Source organism: Kordia periserrulae (assembly GCF_003054265.1).
GTDB lineage: Bacteria > Bacteroidota > Bacteroidia > Flavobacteriales > Flavobacteriaceae > Kordia > Kordia periserrulae.
In genome coordinates, this window is the sequence record NZ_QBKT01000008.1 from 46,466 (window position 1) to 64,726 (window position 18,261).

Genomic DNA, 18,261 nt, shown 5'->3' on the forward strand with positions numbered 1-18,261 from the left:
TTATGAAACCGATTACCACTTTAGTTACCATTTTATGTGCCGTTTTTATGTACGGACAAAACCCAATGAGCGTTAAGTTTAACAGAGTTTCTCCAAAGGAACTTTCCATGACAAGCTACGCAAAAGATCTTAAAGCACATGCTGTAGTGCTTGAAGAATACGGTGAGTGCTACTTTGAAGTAATGAATGATCAGTATTTTATTATTAAGCATTACTATGTTAAAATTAAAATTTTAGACAAACAAGGCATTGAAGAAGTTTCCAATATTCAAATTCCGTTTTACAAAGGCAAAAATGCTTTTGAAGTCATCAAAAATATCAAAGCTATCACACACAATCCGGGCGAAACTGATGAGTTGGAAAGTGATCAAATATTTTCCGTAGATATCAATAAATATTACGGCGAAAAGCGATTTACATTTCCAAATGTGAAAGCAGGAAGCGTCCTTGAATATCAATATACGCTTGAATCTCCTTTTTATTTCAATTTTGAAGGATGGGATTTTCAGTCGAATATTCCGAAAATATACAGTGAATTTAGTGCTAAAATTCCAGCCAATTTTAGATACAATCGTACCTTGAAAGGTTTTCAAAAATTAGATGTCAACAGTGCCAAAGTAGAAAAAGGATGTTTCAGAGTTGCTGGAGTTCTTGGTCGTGCCGACTGTGAAGTGCTAAAATATGCCATGAAAGATATTCCTGCGTTTCACGATGAATCGTTTATGCTATCTAGAAATAATTATTTGTCTAAAATTGCCTTTGAATTATCAGAAGAAGTTTTATATAGTGGTGGAAAAAATGTGTACACCAAAACTTGGAAAGCCGTTGATAAGGAAATGCGAAAAGACAAAGATATTGGAGCGCAAGTACGTAAGAATACCTTCTTTAAAAATCAGCTTCCTGATGAAATTTTAGATATTTCTTCTGAATTGGAAAAAGCGCGACGCATTTATGAGTTTATCAAAAATCATTATACGTGGAATGGCGAATACGGATTGTTTGGCGATGCCAACGTGCGACAAGCGTTTCAAGACAAAACTGGAAATGTAGCAGAAGTCAATCTTTCGTTAATCAATAGCTTATTGGCAGCTGATATTAAGACCGAAACCGTCATGTTATCGACACGAGCGAAAGGATTGCCTACACAGAAACATCCTGTGATGTCTGACTTCAACTATTTGATTGCCAAAGTGACGATTGGCAAAGAAACCTTTCTGTTAGACGCTACTGAAAAAATGCTTTCTTTTGGTTTGTTGCCGCTTCGCGCACTCAATTACAACGGTCGTGCGATGGATTTTAAAAATCCGAGTTATTGGTTTACCATCACACCGTATCAACAAAATCGTCAAAATACGACCTTGACAATTACAGTAGATGAAGATGGAGTTGCCAAAGGAAAACTTTCGCAAAACAATACAGGATATCTTGCCTACGAAAAGCGAGCTGAATTGGCGGAGCAAGGTTCCGATGCGTATTTGGATGATTTTGAAAATAGTATGCCATTCTTAGAAGTTACTGATTATGAGGTTAGTGAACGACTTGATGCTGAAAAGCCTATCAAAGAAATGTTTACGTTAGAGTTTGACGAAGAATTTTCAGATGGTGAAACTTTTATAGATCCGTTTTTCTTGAAAAATTTCTCAAAAAATCCATTTCAGCTAGAAGCGCGACAATATCCCGTAGATTTTGCTTTTTCACGTGTGTACACGACTCGTTTTTTACTATCGATTCCATCAAATTTTGAGTTTACAGACATTCCTGAAAACCAGAATTTTACGTTGGCAAACGGAAAAGCGGTTTGTGGTATCAAAACTATTCAGCAAGGTGCACAGTTAAACTTATCTTTTAAACTCATTCTTAATAATTATTATTACGAAGCAGAAGAATATCAAGAATTAAAAGATTTTTTTGCGAAACTTTCCATTCTTCAAAAAAATACGCGAATCGGTATTAAAAAGAAATTGTAGTAATTTTTCAGAGAGATGAAATATTTATTTGTATCTATTTTTTGTTTGATATTCTTACAGACTTTTGGACAAAATCCACTTGAAGACCGATTTCATAAAGTATCCAGCCGTGAGCTAACGATGGAAACCTATTCGAAAGACCTGAATGCTGTTGCGGTTGTGTTGGATGAGCAAGGAAAAAAAACGTTTGAATTTGTACCTGAAGCAAACGATATTTATACAACGCTTCATTATTATTCAAAAATTAAGATTCTAAAAGCGGAAGGTATAGAGTACGCTAATATTGTAATTCCGTATGTAGGGCGAGAAACTATTATCAATATAAAAGCCGTTACGCACAATACTGATGGTACTACTGATTTTGATACGAGTCAAATTATTCATGATGAAATTTCAGATGGTAGTAAAGAGCTGAAAATTTTATTGCCTAATGTAAAAGTGGGAAGTGTTATTGAATATCAATACAGTCTTGTATCGCCGTATGCGTATGCATTTCGTCCTTGGATGTTTCAATCGACGATTCCTAAAGTTCGTTCAGAGTTTAATGCAAAAATTCCATCAAATTATAGATTCTTAAGAACGCTCAAAGGAAATTTGAGTCTGGATGTGAATACTGCTTTTCCGCTAAAAAATTGCTTTACAATTCCTGAATTGAAAGAAGCTGGCACTTGTGAAGTATCGCGCTATGTTATGTTGAACGTACCTGCGTTTGATGAAGAAAATTTTTCATTGTCTTACGAAAACTACATCGCTAGAATAGAATTTAAACTCGTAGAATACAAAAGCTTTCGCATTTTTGGCATTGGAAGTTATGGGTTTATTGATACTTGGGAAAAGTTTGATACCTCTATCATGGCAGATGATTTTAATATAAAGTCCATCCTAAAAAAGAACATGTTTAAAAGTTTCTTACCAAAAGAGTTGTTGACTATCGCACCAAGACTAGAAAAAGCACAAAAAATATATCAATTCATTAGAGATCTTTACACGTGGAACGGTGAACTTGGTGGACTGGAAGACAATAATTTAAGGAAAGCCTTTCGAAACAAAAGTGGAAGTGTTTCAGAAATCAACTTATCGCTGATGAGCGCTTTGCAAGCTGCAAATTTGCATGCAGAAGTCTTATTAGTTGCTACTAGAAATAGAAGCATTCCAACATTAGAATACCCTGAAATATCAGACTTTAATCACATGATAGTGAAAACAATTGTCGATGGAAAAGTTTACTTTTTAGATGCTACGGATAAAAATGCGCCTTTTGGGGTTTTACCAGTAAAAGCTTTAAATTATAAAGGAAGAGCACTTGATTTTGTTGCGGAAAGCTATTGGGAAACCATCACTCCATATCCAATAAATAAGTTTACCACATCAGTCAGTATGAAACTTGAAGAAGACGGCACTATTAAAGGACAATTTCAAAATGCTTCTACAGGACATATTGCACTGAATTATAGAACGCTAAAAGACAGTACAACTACTAAAGACTATTTAAATAGTATTGAAAGTGAGTACGAAAACCTTGAAATTACGGATTACAAATTAGTTGATAAAGAAACAGCAGAACTTCCTCTAAAAGAATCCTTTACCTTTGAAATTGATAAAGAATTTACCAATACAACTTTGTTTTTAGATCCTTTTGTCTATAAAATATTTCCAAAAAATCCGTTTACGCTTCAAAAACGAGAATATCCTGTAGACTTTGCCTATCCAAGATTTTACACTACTCGTTTTATGATATCGCTTCCTGAAAAGTATGAATTTGAAAGCATTCCTAAAAATCAAATACGTGAATTGGACGGAAAAAAAGCCGTTTACCAACTCACAACCTTACAAAAAAACGAAAATCTCACCTTGACTTTTACACTATTAATCAATCATTTTCATTTTGTTACAGAAGAATATGAAGTATTAAAGTCTTTTTTTAGAGATGTTGTTAAAATTCAAAAAAATACGCTTTTAACTATTAAGAAAAAGAATTCCTAAATTAATAGTATTTTAGCAGTATGGCAAAAGATTGGAAATCGAAACTTCACGAAATCATTTACGAAGCAGACACTAAAGAAGGAAAGCTGTTTGACGTCATTTTACTGATTTTAATTTTGGCAAGTATTGGCTTGGTCATGCTGGAAAGTGTAGAAGAGTTTGCGGAAAAACACGGCACTTTTCTGGATATTTCCGAATGGATTATCACCATTTTATTCACCATAGAATATTTTGCGCGTATCATTTCCATCAAAAAACCAACAAAATACATTTTTAGCTTTTACGGTTTGGTCGATTTGTTTTCTACCATTCCAAAATACCTATCCTTATTCATCGTTGGTTCGCAATCGCTCATTGCTTTACGCGCACTGCGATTGATGCGAATTTTTAGAGTCTTAAAACTAGCGCGTTATATCGGCGAATCCAATAATATCATGCGCGCATTGAATGCCAGTAAGATAAAAATTGGCGTGTTTATCATGTTTATTTTGATTTTATGCACCATTTTAGGCTCTGTGATGTATTTGATTGAAAGCGGCGAAGAAAGTGAATTTACCAGCATTCCGCGAAGTATTTATTGGGCAATTGTAACGCTGACGACTGTCGGTTACGGAGATATTGCGCCATTGACTTCTTTGGGACAATTTATTGCCTCCATCATTATGATTTTGGGATATGGAATTATTGCCGTTCCGACGGGAATTGTAACTGCCGAACTCGCAACGATGGACAAAGATGAAATTCATTTAAACACGCAATCGTGTCCGAATTGTGCGTCGTCAGGTCATAAAAACAACGCTGAATTTTGTTATAATTGTGGCGAAGCGTTACATCCAGAAGAAACCGATTAATTTATTTTCATGACGAATTATCTTATTTCTATTGTCGGCGCCACTGCGATTGGAAAAACGGCGTTGAGCATACAACTGGCGCAACATTTCAAAACCGAAATTATTTCTTGCGATTCCAGACAGTTTTTTAAAGAAATGAAAATTGGCACCGCTGTGCCTTCGGAAGAAGAACTAAATGCTGCAACACATCATTTTATTCAACATAAAAGTATTTTTGAGGAATATAATGTCGGACAATTCGAAAAAGATGCCATTACCAAACTAGAAGAATTATTCAAAAAACACAATGTCGTCATTATGGTTGGCGGTAGCGGTTTGTATGTAGATGCTGTGGTTAAAGGCTTGGATGATTTTCCAAAAGTGGATCCTAAAATTCGAGAAAACTTGAATCAGCAATTGGAAACTGAAGGAATTGTTTCGTTACAAAAAATGCTACAACAGCTTGATCCTGTGCATTATGAACGTGTTGCCTTGGAAAATCCGCATCGTTTGATACGTGCGCTGGAAATTTGTATTGGAAGTGGCAAACCGTATTCTAGCTTTTTGAAAGATACGGCTGCGACACGAAATTTCACTACAATCAAGGTTGGTTTAACTGCTGAAAGAGAAACTGTGTACCATCGCATCAATCGTAGAGTGGATTTGATGATGGAAGCAGGTTTGTTGGAAGAAGCCAAAGCTTTGTATCCTCATAAATCGCTAAACGCCTTGCAAACGGTTGGCTATCGGGAACTTTTTGAATATTTTGATGGAAATTTTACGTTGGAATTCGCGATAAGCGAAATTAAAAAAAATACACGCCGTTTTGCCAAGCGACAAGGAACTTGGTTTCGAAGAGATGAAGAAACGTTGTGGTTTGATTATGAAGAAGATGTACAGCGGATTGTTGAGGGCATTGAAAAGAGACTTGTTTGATGTTGAATGTTGAATGTTGAATTTTGAATGTTGAATTTTGAATGTTGAATTTTGAATGTTGAATTTTGAATGTTCAATTGTTGTAAACTACTAAGTATCAAAGGAGTTCTTGATACAATTTTCTTCATTTCATTCCGAAAACCACTCGAACAGACGTTTTGAGTTTCAAATTCAAGTTCAGTTTCAAACCGTCACTTCGAGTGGATTTGTGCAACAATTTTGTATCGAGAAGTAGTTTGGAACTGTAATTTTAAATGTTGAATCGACGCATAAACCTCTAAACTCATAAACCAAAAAGAGCAACGCTTCGACAAGCTCAGCATAAACAAATCGACAAAAAACAACCCAACACCAAAAACCTAACATCAAAAACCTAACACCCAAAAAAGAATGACCAAAGAAATCCAACAACTCGTAAAAAATTTAGAATTACTACCGCATCCCGAAGGCGGATTTTACAAAGAAGTATATCGCAGTGAAAAAATAATTGCAAAAGATGCCTTGCCTGATGATTTTTCAGGGAATCGCAGTTATTGTACGAGTATTTATTTTTTGTTGACTTCTGAGAATTTTTCTGCGTTTCATCGCATCAAACAAGATGAAATTTGGCATTTTTACGGTGGAAGTTCGTTGAGCGTACATGTAATTGACAAACAAGGAAAGTATACCGAACATAAGGTTGGGATGAATTTTAGTAGCGGAGAACAACCGCAATTAGTAGTTCCTGCAGGTTGTTGGTTCGCGTCAAGCGTTCCTCAAAAAGATTCGTATGCGTTTGTAGGTTGTACAGTTGCGCCAGGATTTGATTTTGACGATTTCGAATTGGCAAAACGAGAAGAATTACAAGAAATATACCCGCAACACGCAACTATTATCCATAGACTTACTAGAGCGTAAACTACTTAGGGACGAGCCTACTGAGCATTCAGAGGAAACGATTAGCTAGCATTAGAGTATTCAGACGACTATCCATCAAATGAAAAAGTCGACGTTCGGGTGCCGACTATGTTTTCAATTGTTTTTAGGGGAATAAATGACTTCGCTTCTACTCTGCTTTGTTCTTTATTACCAATCTAAATCCTTCTCCGTGAATGTTTAAGATTTCTACGTCTTCATCTCTTTTTAAATACTTACGTAGTTTGGCAATATATACATCCATTGACCTAGAAGTGAAATAGTTATCATCTCTCCAAATCTTAGTTAAGGCGAGTTCTCTTGGCATTAAATCATTTTCATGCAAGGCTAACAAACGCAATAATTCATTTTCTTTTGGCGATAATTTTATTGGTTCTTCCTCGTCAAAGGTTAAGAAACGTAGTTTTGAGTTTAAGCTGAATCGCCCAATTTCAAACTCGAATTGTTTGCTGTCGGCCACTGAATCGGATGTTTTGCGTTGCATTATTGCTTTAATTTTCATCAATAATACTTCAGAGTCGAAAGGTTTGTTTAAGTAGTCGTCTGCGCCTACTTTGTATCCTTTCATCACATCTTCTTTCAATGCTTTTGCGGTTAAGAAAATGATAGGAACTTCGGTGTTTTTTTCACGAATTTCTTTTGCTAATGTAAAACCATCTTTATACGGCATCATGACGTCAAGAATACAAAGGTCGAAATTGTCTTTTTTGAATTTCTCAAAGCCTTCCATTCCGTTTTTTGCATGAACAACGTCATAATCGTTCATTGATAGATAGTCTTTCAATACAGTTCCAAAATTCGGATCATCTTCTACTAATAAAATTTTTTTGTTTTGAATCTCCATGTTAGTTACGATATTAATGGTAATTTAATAATGAATGTACTTCCTTTTCCTTTTTCACTTTCCACGCTAATTTGACCACCGTGGTCGTCAACGATACGCTTTACGTAAGCCAGTCCAAGTCCGTGCCCCTTTACATTATGTATATCACCTGTATGTTCTCTATAAAATTTTTCAAATATTCTTTTTTGTACAGATTTAGACATTCCCTGTCCTTGGTCTTTTATTTTAATCTGTATGCTATTTTTTACTACTTCCGTAAAAACGTCAATTTTTGGTTCTCCTTCAGTATATTTTATGGCATTGTCTAAAATGTTTACCAATACATTGGTAAAGTGTGTATCATTTGCCATAACCATTGAATGTTTTGCATTTAATTGGGTTTTTACATACCCTTTTCTGTCTTCCACAATCAATTCTATATGTGACAATGCATCTTCAATTAGGTCGTGAACGTCAATAGCATCCTTACTGATATCCAATTGATTTTTTTCTAGTTTGGATATGCGCAATACATTTTCTACCTGTGCATGCATGCGTTTATTTTCTTCACGAATCATTCGCAAGTAGCGCTTTACTTTTTCTTTATCGTCAATAATCTTCGGATTTCGCACTGCATCCAACGCTAAATTAATGGTAGCAATTGGTGTTTTAAACTCATGCGTCATATTGTTGATGAAATCCGTTTTGATTTCTGAGATTTGCTTCTGTTTGATTAACTGGTACAAGGCACTTGAATACGCTATGATGATAATTAATGTAAAAACGATAGACATAATTGCCATTCCCATAATGGACGACAACACGTATTTATTACGTTTTGGAAAACTTACATATAATGTATAGCCGCTTTCTTTGTCTTCATCTTCAAAAAGTGGCACATTGTACATGCCGTCATTTGTAATTTTGAAGCCGTCAGATTTTATTTTTGTTGCCAATTCGTCATCGTACACACCAAATTCAAAATCCATATCCAAATTAAATTCATCCAAATATCCTTGTATTAAATACGATAGTAAATCTGTATTTACGCGTTCATCAATAGGAATTTGTTTGGTTAATTCGTTGATGATTTCTTTGAATTGCGCCATTTTTTTGGATATACTGTTTACCTTTTTAAATTTCTGAACTGGTGTCAGTTTAAAATCGGTATTGTCCAACATATCTTCTCGAAATGTCACACGAGTTTCCACAACTTTAAAGTTTTTGATGGATGTACTGTCGTCTTCGGAAGCACTGTCAATGAACGTTGGGAAAATATTAAAATCTTCTTCTATAATACCACGTGTGTAGATGCTAGTTTCGTTGTTTTTTTCGTCCGAACTTTGAATTAGAAAGACATTTAAAACTTGAGAATCTTTGGGTTCGCCTACACTATCAATCAATTTTTGAAATCGTAAATAGTATTTTCGATCTTGGTATTCGGTAACTTTTTCTGATACGCTCTTTAAAATTTGGTTTGCATTGAGTGAAAATGACTCTTGTTTGTCCTCCACACCCGTAGCAATCCAATATCCTTGAACAAATATAATCCCGATGAGCGATAGGCTCATCAAAATGACTAGAACAATAAATAATCGTTTACTCATTTAATCAAAATTAACGTATAATATCGGTTATAGTAACTTTTTAACCAAACCTTAACAAATATGTTAATTTTACCAGATTTTCTAGGTTGAATGCATAATTTCATCGTGAATTTTAGCGACTTGTGCTCTTGCATTCTCCAAGTCCTCATTGTGAATTACATAATCGGAAAGTGCTATTTTATCGGCATCACTCCATTGCGTATTCATGCGACTTTGAATAGCTGCTCGTGTAGTTTCATCGCGTTGTAACAAACGCTCAAAACGGGTTTCCAATGGCGCTACTACGGTGATTATTTTATCGCATTGTTTATAGGAGCCATTTTCAAAAAGTATGGCAACTTCCTTTATAATGTATTTTTCACTGCTGCGTTCCGCATACCAATCTTTAAAATGCTGACCAACACGCGGATGCACAATGGCATTTATTTTTTTGAGTTCTTCAGGCTGATTGAAGACAATATTTGACAGGTAACTTCGGTTTAGTTTCCCTTTAATATACGTTTTTTTTCCAAAAGTCGCTATTAATTCTTCTTTGATTTCACTAGAAGAATGCATCAACTTTTTAGCTTCAATATCTGCTATGTAGATAGAAACGCCCAATTCGTGAAACATTTTTGCGATGGTTGTTTTTCCACTTCCGATGCCACCTGTAAGTCCGACAATCATTTTTTGATTAAGAAATTTATTTTTTTGTTTTCGATGCGATACATTTTTACCGTTTCAGGATATTTTGCCAATTTAGGAATAAAAAAAGAAGCCTTGTTGTTTTTTATATCATTATAGTCGCAATACACCGTAAAATCGTTTTGTGTAATGGTATTAAAGTCAGAAACATTTGCCGTGTATGTTACCATGACTTCTTTCGGAAACAATTTGATGGAGAATCCTTGCGGAAGATTGCGTACCTGCAACGGAACAGATAGTTTTCCTTCGGTGAATTTATCAACTTTGGCTGTTGCGCTGACAGTTTCTTGCGAATAGCTAAGCCGTTTTAAGGAATCGTTTTTTAGCAATTTCAATTCCAAATCAATATTGTTGCTTATTTTTTCAAGCTGTTTGATTTCTGTGAACACTACTTTGACACCGTCAACAACATCTTCAGGGCCAGAAATTTCAATTTCTTTTGGTTCTATTTGCAAGGAATCATAGAGATTATACCCTTTTTCAAACTCTAACGCCAATTGATGAATGACAGGAACACGCTTTGTTTTGTTCTTTCCAAGGGTAAAAAATAAGGTATCTGGTGATACTTTTAAAATTTCAATATCTTGATAGATATGCTTATTTACGGCAGCATCAGAAAGTACGTAAAAGGTATTATCTGTATTCGTTTTAAACACATTTTCCAAATCGACTTCTATTTCTTTTTGAAAGAGTTTTTGCCGCAACATTCGAAAACCTGTTGTTTTTATTTGGGCTTCCAGTGTGCTTTTTTTACTTCCTAGTAGAATTTTATCTTCTGATAAGTTTGTATATGCTACCGTCATCGTAATGGTGTCTGTGTAGGTGTTGGAAAGTTTTACCAGTGTCCAAACCACGAAGGAAATGATGAAAAAAAGTAGAAAAACATTGAATTTTTTCCTTTTAAACATTTCTGCAAAAAAACTTTGAATTCCTTGAGGCATACTTATTTTTTAAAGAAGAGTTTTGGAAATCGTTCTTCTGGTTTTTGTTTGAAAATTTGTATTGCTATGGTCGATTTTAAAAATCCTACGCCATATCCATAAAATTGAATACACACTGCAATCAACGATAAAAAAGCAATTTTTATACTTTTTGTTGTCCGCAAAGCATCCAATAATATCAATGTAAAATATACAGCATATCCAATTAAAAACCAATGAAAAGCTAAAAATATGCTGAACAGTATCGAAATTATAAAACCTATACAAAATAGTGTTGGAAACCAATAGGTAAGCTTTGCCGTTTCTGGATGCCATAAATTTAAAATAGGACGCACCATGCCAAACTTATTGACCTGAATACGAAATTTTTCCCAAGAAATTCTTCGTTTATGATACACATACGCTTCCGGAATTAAGATTGTTTCGTAACCCGCTTTCCAGATACGAATGGTCAAATCAGGATCTTCTCCTGGATGAATTTGTCCAAAACCTTCTGTAGCTTCAAAAGCAGCTTTGGAAATGCCCATATTAAAGCTTCTTGGTTGAAACTTTTGCACCGCATTTTTTCCGCCTCTAATGCCGCCTGTAGTCAGGAAAGCTGTCATGGCATAACTAATTGCTTTTTGAATAGTAGTAAATGAAGAATGCGCTGCATCTGGCCCGCCAAAACAATCCACATACTTTCTGTTGAGTGCTTTTGACACTTCCGTGAGATATTGTGGTGGCAAAATACAATCAGAATCAAAAATGAGATAGTAATTTCCTTTGGCGCGTTTCATTCCATAATTACGAGAGTCGCCTGGTCCAGAATTTGGTTTGAAATAATACGTAATATCTAAAGCATCTTTGTATGCTTCAATTACATCAGTTGCAGGCATTGTAGAACCATCTTCCACAATCACCACTTCAAAGGCTTCTTGAAACGTTTGTTTCTTAATACTTTCCAGTAATTCTTCAACCTCATCTGGTCGGTTATATACAGGGACAATTATGGAGAATTTGATTTGCATGGCGCAAATATAGGGAAACAAAAAAAGCTGTTCAATGAAGAACAGCTTTTAATGCAATTATATGTTTATAAAATTACTTCACGAATTTAACAACTGAAGTTCTTCCATTTTCTAATGTTACTCTAGCAAAGTAAACGCCGTTTTTAGCAGATCCAAGGTATGCTTCTCCTTCGTCTGCATTTGGTGACACTTTTGCGATGGTTTGCCCCACTAAGTTGTATACTACAATAGATTCAATATTACTTTGTGCATTTACTACAAAACTATTTGTATTGGTATTTACATAGTGAATAAAACCTCTCACTTCTGCAGATTCAACTGACAACGGACCACAGGTAACATTTGCTTCCCATCCTGGTCTTTGAACTGAACCATCTGATGTGAATACAAAAGTTAAACATCCTGAAGGATCAGAAGAAGTAATCATCATTCCTTGTAAATCTCCTGTTCCAATTGCTGGCATGTCATTTCTATCAAAACACCAAATTGTTCCGCCACCAGCAGGGTCAATTGTTGATGCTGTATTGTCTGGACCATCATGGATAGTTAATCCATCATAACATGCAGTAGCTCCGTTATTTTCAGTTGAGAAGAATGTAAATTCAACTGTTACTGCGTCGCCTGCCATATCAGGACAAATAGTGTATGTAATATTTTCGTTATCAGAATAGTTTCCTGAAGCTCCTCCCGAATCTAAGAAGATTCCGTTCGTACAATCTGGCGGCACAGCTACATACGGTGTATTGAATGAAAATGGTCCTGCCCAAGCAGAAACTCCATCTACACCACAATCTGCCTGTACATAGAATTGATAGTTATTATCTCCTACAAGTCCCGTTGCATTATAAGGGTTAGTCATTACTCCAGAAACTGTTGGTGTTCCTGTTGCACTACCTCCTGCAGTTACGTCTACAAGTTCAATATTCCAAGTAGTTGCTGCTCCGTTTTCTGTCCAACCTAAATCTGCAGTCGTTTCCATGATATTGGTAGCTGTCAAAGCAGATGGTGCTGGACACGTTTCTAATGTTGTAAAGCAGAATGGTCCTGCCCATGCAGAGAATGTACCTCCACCGCAATCAGATCTTACATAAAAGCAATAGTCGTTATTTTGTATCAATCCTGTAGCATTGTAAGGATTTGTAGCAACACCTGTCACTGTTGGTGTTCCAGTTGCCATTCCTCCTCCAGTAATGTCTACAATTTCAATGTCCCATACTGTTGCTGTTCCATTTTCCGTCCATCCTAAATCAGCAGTTGTATCCGTTAGGTTTGTAGCACTTAAAGCATTTGGTGCAGCACATGCTGGGAATTCCGTAAATGAAACGTTGTCAATAGAAATATCTCCTTCAAATGTTCCTGCGCTTGTTGCTCTAAATGTTACAGATATTGTTTGTCCTGCAAATGCTGATAAATCAACTACTGCTAATTCCCAAGGAGTTGTTGCAGAAGTCTGCTGTTCTCCACTTAACGACCAAACATTCGTTGTTCCATTAACCAAGACATCTAATGTTCCTATCTGTCCTCCAAACATGTGATAATTAAATGTCAATGCTGGAGCAGTTAATGCTGTTAAATCTACTAATGGAGATATTAAGTCTGTTGTATTACCAGCAGATCCAGCTGATGCTTCAGTATAAAAGTAATTTCCAGTTGTAATAGTTGGGTCTGGTCCAGTTCCTCCTGATCCTACATCCGTTCCTGGTGCAGATTCCCAATAGTAGACTCCTCCTGTTCCTGTCCAACAATTTTCAGTTCCGAAAGCTGAACCGCCCGTTGTAAAAGTTTCAAAATCTTCTGTGTAAGGAGCTAAGGTAGCAGTACACGCTGTTCTGAAAGCAAATGGTCCTACCCAAGCAGAAGTACCGTTAGCACCACAATCAGCTCTTACATAAAATTCATAGGCATTATCGTCTGTTAAACCAGTAGCTGTATACGGATTTGCTACGCCAGTTGCTGTTGGAGTTCCTGTTGCTGTTCCTCCTCCTGTGATATCAACTATTTCAACATCCCATAAGGTTTCTGACCCTCCAGCTGTCCATCCTAAATCTGCAGATGTAGTTAATATATTTGATGCTGTCAAAGCAGTTGGCTCTGGACATGCTACCGTTGTAGAAAATGCAAATGGTCCAACCCATGTTGAGGTTCCATCTACGCCACAATCTGCTTGCACATAAAATTCGTAATTATTGCTTGGTTCTAATCCTGTTGCGCTGTAAGGATTTGTAGTAATACCTGTAGCTGTTGGAGTTCCTGTTGCTGTTCCTCCTCCAGTAATATCTACTAATTCTATATTCCAAGTTGTTGCTGTTCCATTTTCTGTCCATCCTAAATCGGCAGAAAAACCGTCAATATTTGTAGCAGTCAGTGCATTTGGTGCTGTACAAGACGGTAATTCATCAAAGGATACATTATCAATAGAAATATCACCTTCAAAAGTTCCTGCACTTGTTCCTCTAAAAGTAACCGATATCGTTTGACCAGTAAACGCAGATAAATCAACTACAGCCAACTCCCAAGGAGCTGTTTCAGAGGTTTGTTGTTCTCCACTTAAAGACCAAACATTTGTTGTTCCATTTACTAAAACATCTAGTGTTCCCATATTACCTCCAAACATGTGGTAGTTAAATGTCAAGGAAGGTGCCGTAAGTCCTGATAAATCTACCAAAGGAGATATTAAGTCTGTCGTATTTCCTGCAGATCCAGCCGATGCTTCAGTATAAAAATAATTTCCTGTTGTAATTGTTGGTGATGGTCCAGTTCCTCCTGAACCTGTATCCGTTCCTGGCGCAGATTCCCAAAAGTAGGATCCTCCTGTTCCTGTCCAGCAATTTTCAGAAACAAAAGCTGAAGCACTCGTTGTAAATGTTTCAAAATTTTCTGTGTATGGAGCTGCGATTGGAGTACAAGCAGTTCTAAATGTAAATGGTCCTATGAAGGCTGATGTCCCATCTACTCCACAATTAGCTCTAACATAAAAGTCATATTCCGTGTCTTGCATAAGTCCAGTTGCTGTATACGGATTTGTAACTCCTGTAGCCGTTGGTGTTCCTGTTGGTGGAGTTCCTGTTGTTACAATTTCTACATCCCAAGCTGTTGCAGACCCACTTTCTAACCAGGATAAGTCTGCTGTTGAATCCGTAATATTTGCTACTGCTAATGCTGATGGATCTGGGCATGATGGTGGAGTTACAGAAGTAATGGTTGGTGAATCAAAACAGAATCCCCACTCATAACCTGGACCGCCAACTAAATCGTCAAAGTAAATTCTGTATCGAAATCCAGCTAATTGTGTTACTGTAAATCCTGCGATATTGAGTATATCAGTAGTATACATTTCAGTAGTGCCTGAACAGAAATTATTTAATGGTGCTCCTGCAGTATCCGCGTTAAAAGGTGTTCCAATAATATTCCAAGTCATTGCATCTGCATCCCAATATTCAAATTGTAAGATGTCATCATTATTATAATTGTATACAAAGTTACCTGAAATGGTAATCCATGTTTCTCCGGCGGTATATGCGGCAGTTAAATCAATTATTGGTGATTCTGCTGCAATATCGTCATCACTTCCGTTTCCTGCATCATCATCGTCAAAAGCAAAGTTTGAAGAAACCGTAGGATCCGCTTCTAATGCTGCAGGATCAGTATTGTAAGTTCCTGTAAGTGACCATGCAGGGTTAGGCCACATGGCATTTTGATTCAATGTTTGAGCGAGGCCTGCAAATGTGGCTGCGAAAAACATTACAAATAAAATTTTAAATGTAGTTTTTTTCATAAGTTATACTAGTTTAGTTAGTTGATTTTTAAATATATGAAATATTTGTGATTAGAGAGACTTATTATAAAAAAAAGCTGTTCAATGAAGAACAGCTTTTAAAGATTCTTATATATTTATGAAATTACTTCACGAATTTAACAACTGAAGTTCTTCCATTTTCTAAAGTAACTCTTGCGAAGAATACTCCATTTTTAACAGAACCTAAGTTTGCTTCTCCTGCAGCCGCATTTGGCTTAGAAGTTGTAATCATTTGTCCTACTAAGTTGTATACTTCAATAGAAGCAATAGTGCTTTGTGCATTTACTACAAACGCATTGTTTACAGTATCTACATAGTGAACAAAACCTCTTACTTCAGCAGACTCAATTGATAATGGCGCACAAGTAATATTTGCTTCCCATCCTGGTCTTTGAACTGAACCATCTGATGTGAATACGAATGTTAAACATCCTGAAGGATCAGAAGAAACAATTGTCATTCCTTGTAAGTCTCCTGTTCCAACTGCTGGCATGTCATTTCTATCAAAACACCAAATTGTTCCGCCACCAGCAGGGTCAATTGTTGGTGCTGTATTGTCTGGACCATCATGGATAGTTAATCCGTCATAACATGCAGCAGCTCCGTTATTTTCAGTTGAGAAGAATGTAAATTCAACATTTACTGCATCTCCTGCCATATCAGGACAAATAGTGTATGTAATATTTTCGTTATCAGAATAATTTCCAGCAGATCCTCCCGAATCTAAGAAGATTCCGTTCGTACAATCTGGCGGCACAGCTACATACGGTGTATTGAATGAGAATGGTCCTGCCCAAGCAGAAGTTCCATCTACACCACAATCTGCCTGTACATAGAATTGATAACTATTATCTCCTACAAGTCCAGTTGCATTATAAGGATTAGTCATTACTCCAGAAACTGTTGGTGTTCCTGTTGCACTACCTCCTGCAGTTACGTCAACCAATTCAATATTCCAAGTAGTAGCTACTCCATTTTCAGTCCATCCTAAATCTGCAGTCGTTTCCATAATGTTGGTAGCGGTTAACGCAGATGGTGTTGGACATGTTTCCAATGTTGTAAAGCAAAATGGTCCTGCCCAAGCAGATAATGTTCCTCCACCACAATCAGCTCTTACATAAAAACAATAGTCGTTATTTTGTGTCAATCCTGTAGCTGTATAAGGGTTCGTAACTCCTGTCACTGTTGGTGTTCCTGTTGCCATTCCACCTCCAGTAATGTCTACAATCTCTATATCCCAAAGCGTTGCTGTTCCATTTTCCATCCATCCTAAATCAGCAGTTGTATCCGTTACGTTTGTAGCGCTTAAAGCATTTGGTGTAGGACATGCTGGTAATTCCGTAAAAGAAGGATTGTCGATTGCGATATCTCCTTCAAATGTACCTGCTCCAGTTGCTCTAAATGTTACTGTAATTTGTTGTCCTGCGTATGCTGCCAAATCAACTACTGCTAACTCCCAAGGAGTTGTTTCAGTTGCTTGTTGTTGTCCTGATAAAGTCCAAACAGTTGTAGTACCATTTACAACGACATCTAAAGTTCCTATTTGTCCTCCAAACATGTGGTAGTTGAATGTCAATGCTGGATCTGTTAAAGGTGTTAAATCTACTAATGGAGAATTTAACTCTGCAACATCACCAATTGAAGAACCTGAAGCTTCTGTAAAGAAGTAGTTTCCTGTTGTGATTGTTGGTGATGGTCCAGTACCTCCTGAACTTGTATCACTACCTAGAGCTGATTCCCAAAAGTAAGATGCTCCTGTATTTGTAGCACCCCAACAGTTTTCAGATACAAATGCAACTCCTGGAGTTGCTGTAAATGTTTCAAAGTCTTCAACATAAGGTGCATTAATTGGCGCACAATTTGTTGTGAATGTAAGTGGTCCAACCCAGTTAGAAGTTCCTCCTGGTCCACAATCAGCTCTTACATAAAAGTCATAGGCAGTTTCTGCGGTAAGACCTGAAGCTGCATAAGGATTCATAGCTGTTGAGGCCGTTGGTGTTCCTGTTGGTGGAGTTCCGTTAGTTACAATCTCAACATCCCAAACCATCGCTGTTCCACCTTCTGTCCAACCTAAATCAGCCGAAGTATCTGTAACATTCGAAGCTGTTAGCATAGAAGGATCAATACATGATGGTGGTGCAGCTGATGTAATTGTTGGTGATTCGATACACCATCCATATTGCCATCCAGCTTGATCATCATACGAAACACGGTATTGGAATCCAGATAATTGTCCAGCTGTAAATCCAGAAATATCAAGTACTGAAGAAGTATATGCTTCTGAAATTGTACAGTTTTGATAGTCTGCAACCGTAGTCGTGTTTCCTGTAAAAGTTTGGATAGCACTCCAAGTCATTGCATCTGCATCATACACCTCAATAGCCAATACATCACCTCCTAATGGATAGTATGTAAAGTTACCACTTACTGTAATCCAAGTTTCCCCAGCCATACTAGCAGCTGTTAAGTCGATTACAGGCGAAGTCGCGATAATGTTATCCGAAGAACCGTTTCCTGCCGCATCATCATCAAAGATGAAGCTAGCCCCTGTGGTTGTTGGATCTCCAAGCAATCCTCCAGCAGTATAAGTACCAGAAAGTGTCCATGCTGCGTTAGGCCAATTCGCAGGTTGATTCAATGTTTGTGAGACACCTACATAGGTACCTAACAAACACATAATCATAAAAATTTTAAGTGTAATTTTTTTCATAAAAAGTTTGATTTTTGTTAGTTAGTTGAATATCAGCAGAAATAACCACATTTTTTTTG

General features: G+C 36.6%; 12 protein-coding genes. 5 read left to right on the plus strand and 7 right to left on the minus strand.

What is annotated here, in order from left to right; translation table 11 throughout:
• Positions 1 to 2: 2 nt before the first annotated feature.
• The 5 genes from C8N46_RS15700 (at position 3) to C8N46_RS15720 (ending at position 6,613) form a co-directional block, all read left to right on the plus strand.
• Positions 3 to 1,967, plus strand: a complete 1,965-nt coding sequence (locus C8N46_RS15700; RefSeq protein WP_108115876.1) for a DUF3857 domain-containing protein — start codon at positions 3 to 5, stop codon at positions 1,965 to 1,967.
• A gap of 15 nt (positions 1,968 to 1,982) precedes the next feature.
• A complete protein-coding gene (locus tag C8N46_RS15705; RefSeq protein WP_108115877.1) occupies positions 1,983 to 3,950 on the plus strand; it encodes a DUF3857 domain-containing protein in 1,968 nt (655 codons plus the stop codon).
• Between the two features lie 20 nt (positions 3,951 to 3,970).
• Entirely contained in the window at positions 3,971 to 4,801 is an 831-nt protein-coding gene (locus C8N46_RS15710; protein WP_108115878.1) for an ion transporter, read from the plus strand.
• 9 nt (positions 4,802 to 4,810) lie between these two features.
• Complete coding sequence (gene miaA, locus C8N46_RS15715; RefSeq protein WP_108115879.1) at positions 4,811 to 5,716, plus strand: tRNA (adenosine(37)-N6)-dimethylallyltransferase MiaA; 906 nt, start codon at positions 4,811 to 4,813, stop codon at positions 5,714 to 5,716.
• Between the two features lie 390 nt (positions 5,717 to 6,106).
• Positions 6,107 to 6,613, plus strand: coding sequence for a cupin domain-containing protein (locus C8N46_RS15720; protein ID WP_108115880.1), 507 nt, complete (start codon positions 6,107 to 6,109; stop codon positions 6,611 to 6,613).
• Positions 6,614 to 6,761: 148 nt separating this feature from the next.
• On the opposite strand, the gene C8N46_RS15725 is transcribed toward C8N46_RS15720, so the two are convergent.
• The 7 genes from C8N46_RS15725 to C8N46_RS15755 all read right to left on the minus strand — a co-directional run bounded on the left by C8N46_RS15725 (position 6,762) and on the right by C8N46_RS15755 (position 18,202).
• The gene (locus tag C8N46_RS15725) at positions 6,762 to 7,475 is read right to left on the minus strand and encodes a response regulator transcription factor (RefSeq protein WP_108115881.1); all 714 of its coding nucleotides are present in this window, start codon (positions 7,473 to 7,475) and stop codon (positions 6,762 to 6,764) included.
• A gap of 5 nt (positions 7,476 to 7,480) precedes the next feature.
• On the minus strand, positions 7,481 to 9,061 hold the full coding sequence (locus C8N46_RS15730) for a sensor histidine kinase (protein ID WP_108115882.1): 1,581 nt from the start codon (positions 9,059 to 9,061) through the stop codon (positions 7,481 to 7,483).
• Positions 9,062 to 9,142: 81 nt separating this feature from the next.
• Positions 9,143 to 9,727 carry a dephospho-CoA kinase gene (gene coaE / locus C8N46_RS15735; protein ID WP_108115883.1) on the minus strand — a complete coding sequence of 195 codons (585 nt, stop codon included), beginning with the start codon at positions 9,725 to 9,727 and terminating at the stop codon, positions 9,143 to 9,145.
• The gene (locus C8N46_RS15740; protein WP_108115884.1) at positions 9,724 to 10,686 is read right to left on the minus strand and encodes a CdaR family protein; all 963 of its coding nucleotides are present in this window, start codon (positions 10,684 to 10,686) and stop codon (positions 9,724 to 9,726) included. Before C8N46_RS15740 ends, coaE begins: the two co-directional genes overlap by 4 nt.
• A 2-nt stretch (positions 10,687 to 10,688) precedes the next feature.
• The gene (locus tag C8N46_RS15745; protein ID WP_211314503.1) at positions 10,689 to 11,696 is read right to left on the minus strand and encodes a glycosyltransferase; all 1,008 of its coding nucleotides are present in this window, start codon (positions 11,694 to 11,696) and stop codon (positions 10,689 to 10,691) included.
• A gap of 73 nt (positions 11,697 to 11,769) precedes the next feature.
• A complete protein-coding gene (locus C8N46_RS15750) occupies positions 11,770 to 15,471 on the minus strand; it encodes a fibronectin type III domain-containing protein (RefSeq protein WP_108115885.1) in 3,702 nt (1,233 codons plus the stop codon).
• 124 nt (positions 15,472 to 15,595) lie between these two features.
• A complete protein-coding gene (locus tag C8N46_RS15755) occupies positions 15,596 to 18,202 on the minus strand; it encodes a T9SS type A sorting domain-containing protein (RefSeq protein WP_108115886.1) in 2,607 nt (868 codons plus the stop codon).
• Positions 18,203 to 18,261 lie beyond the last annotated feature (59 nt).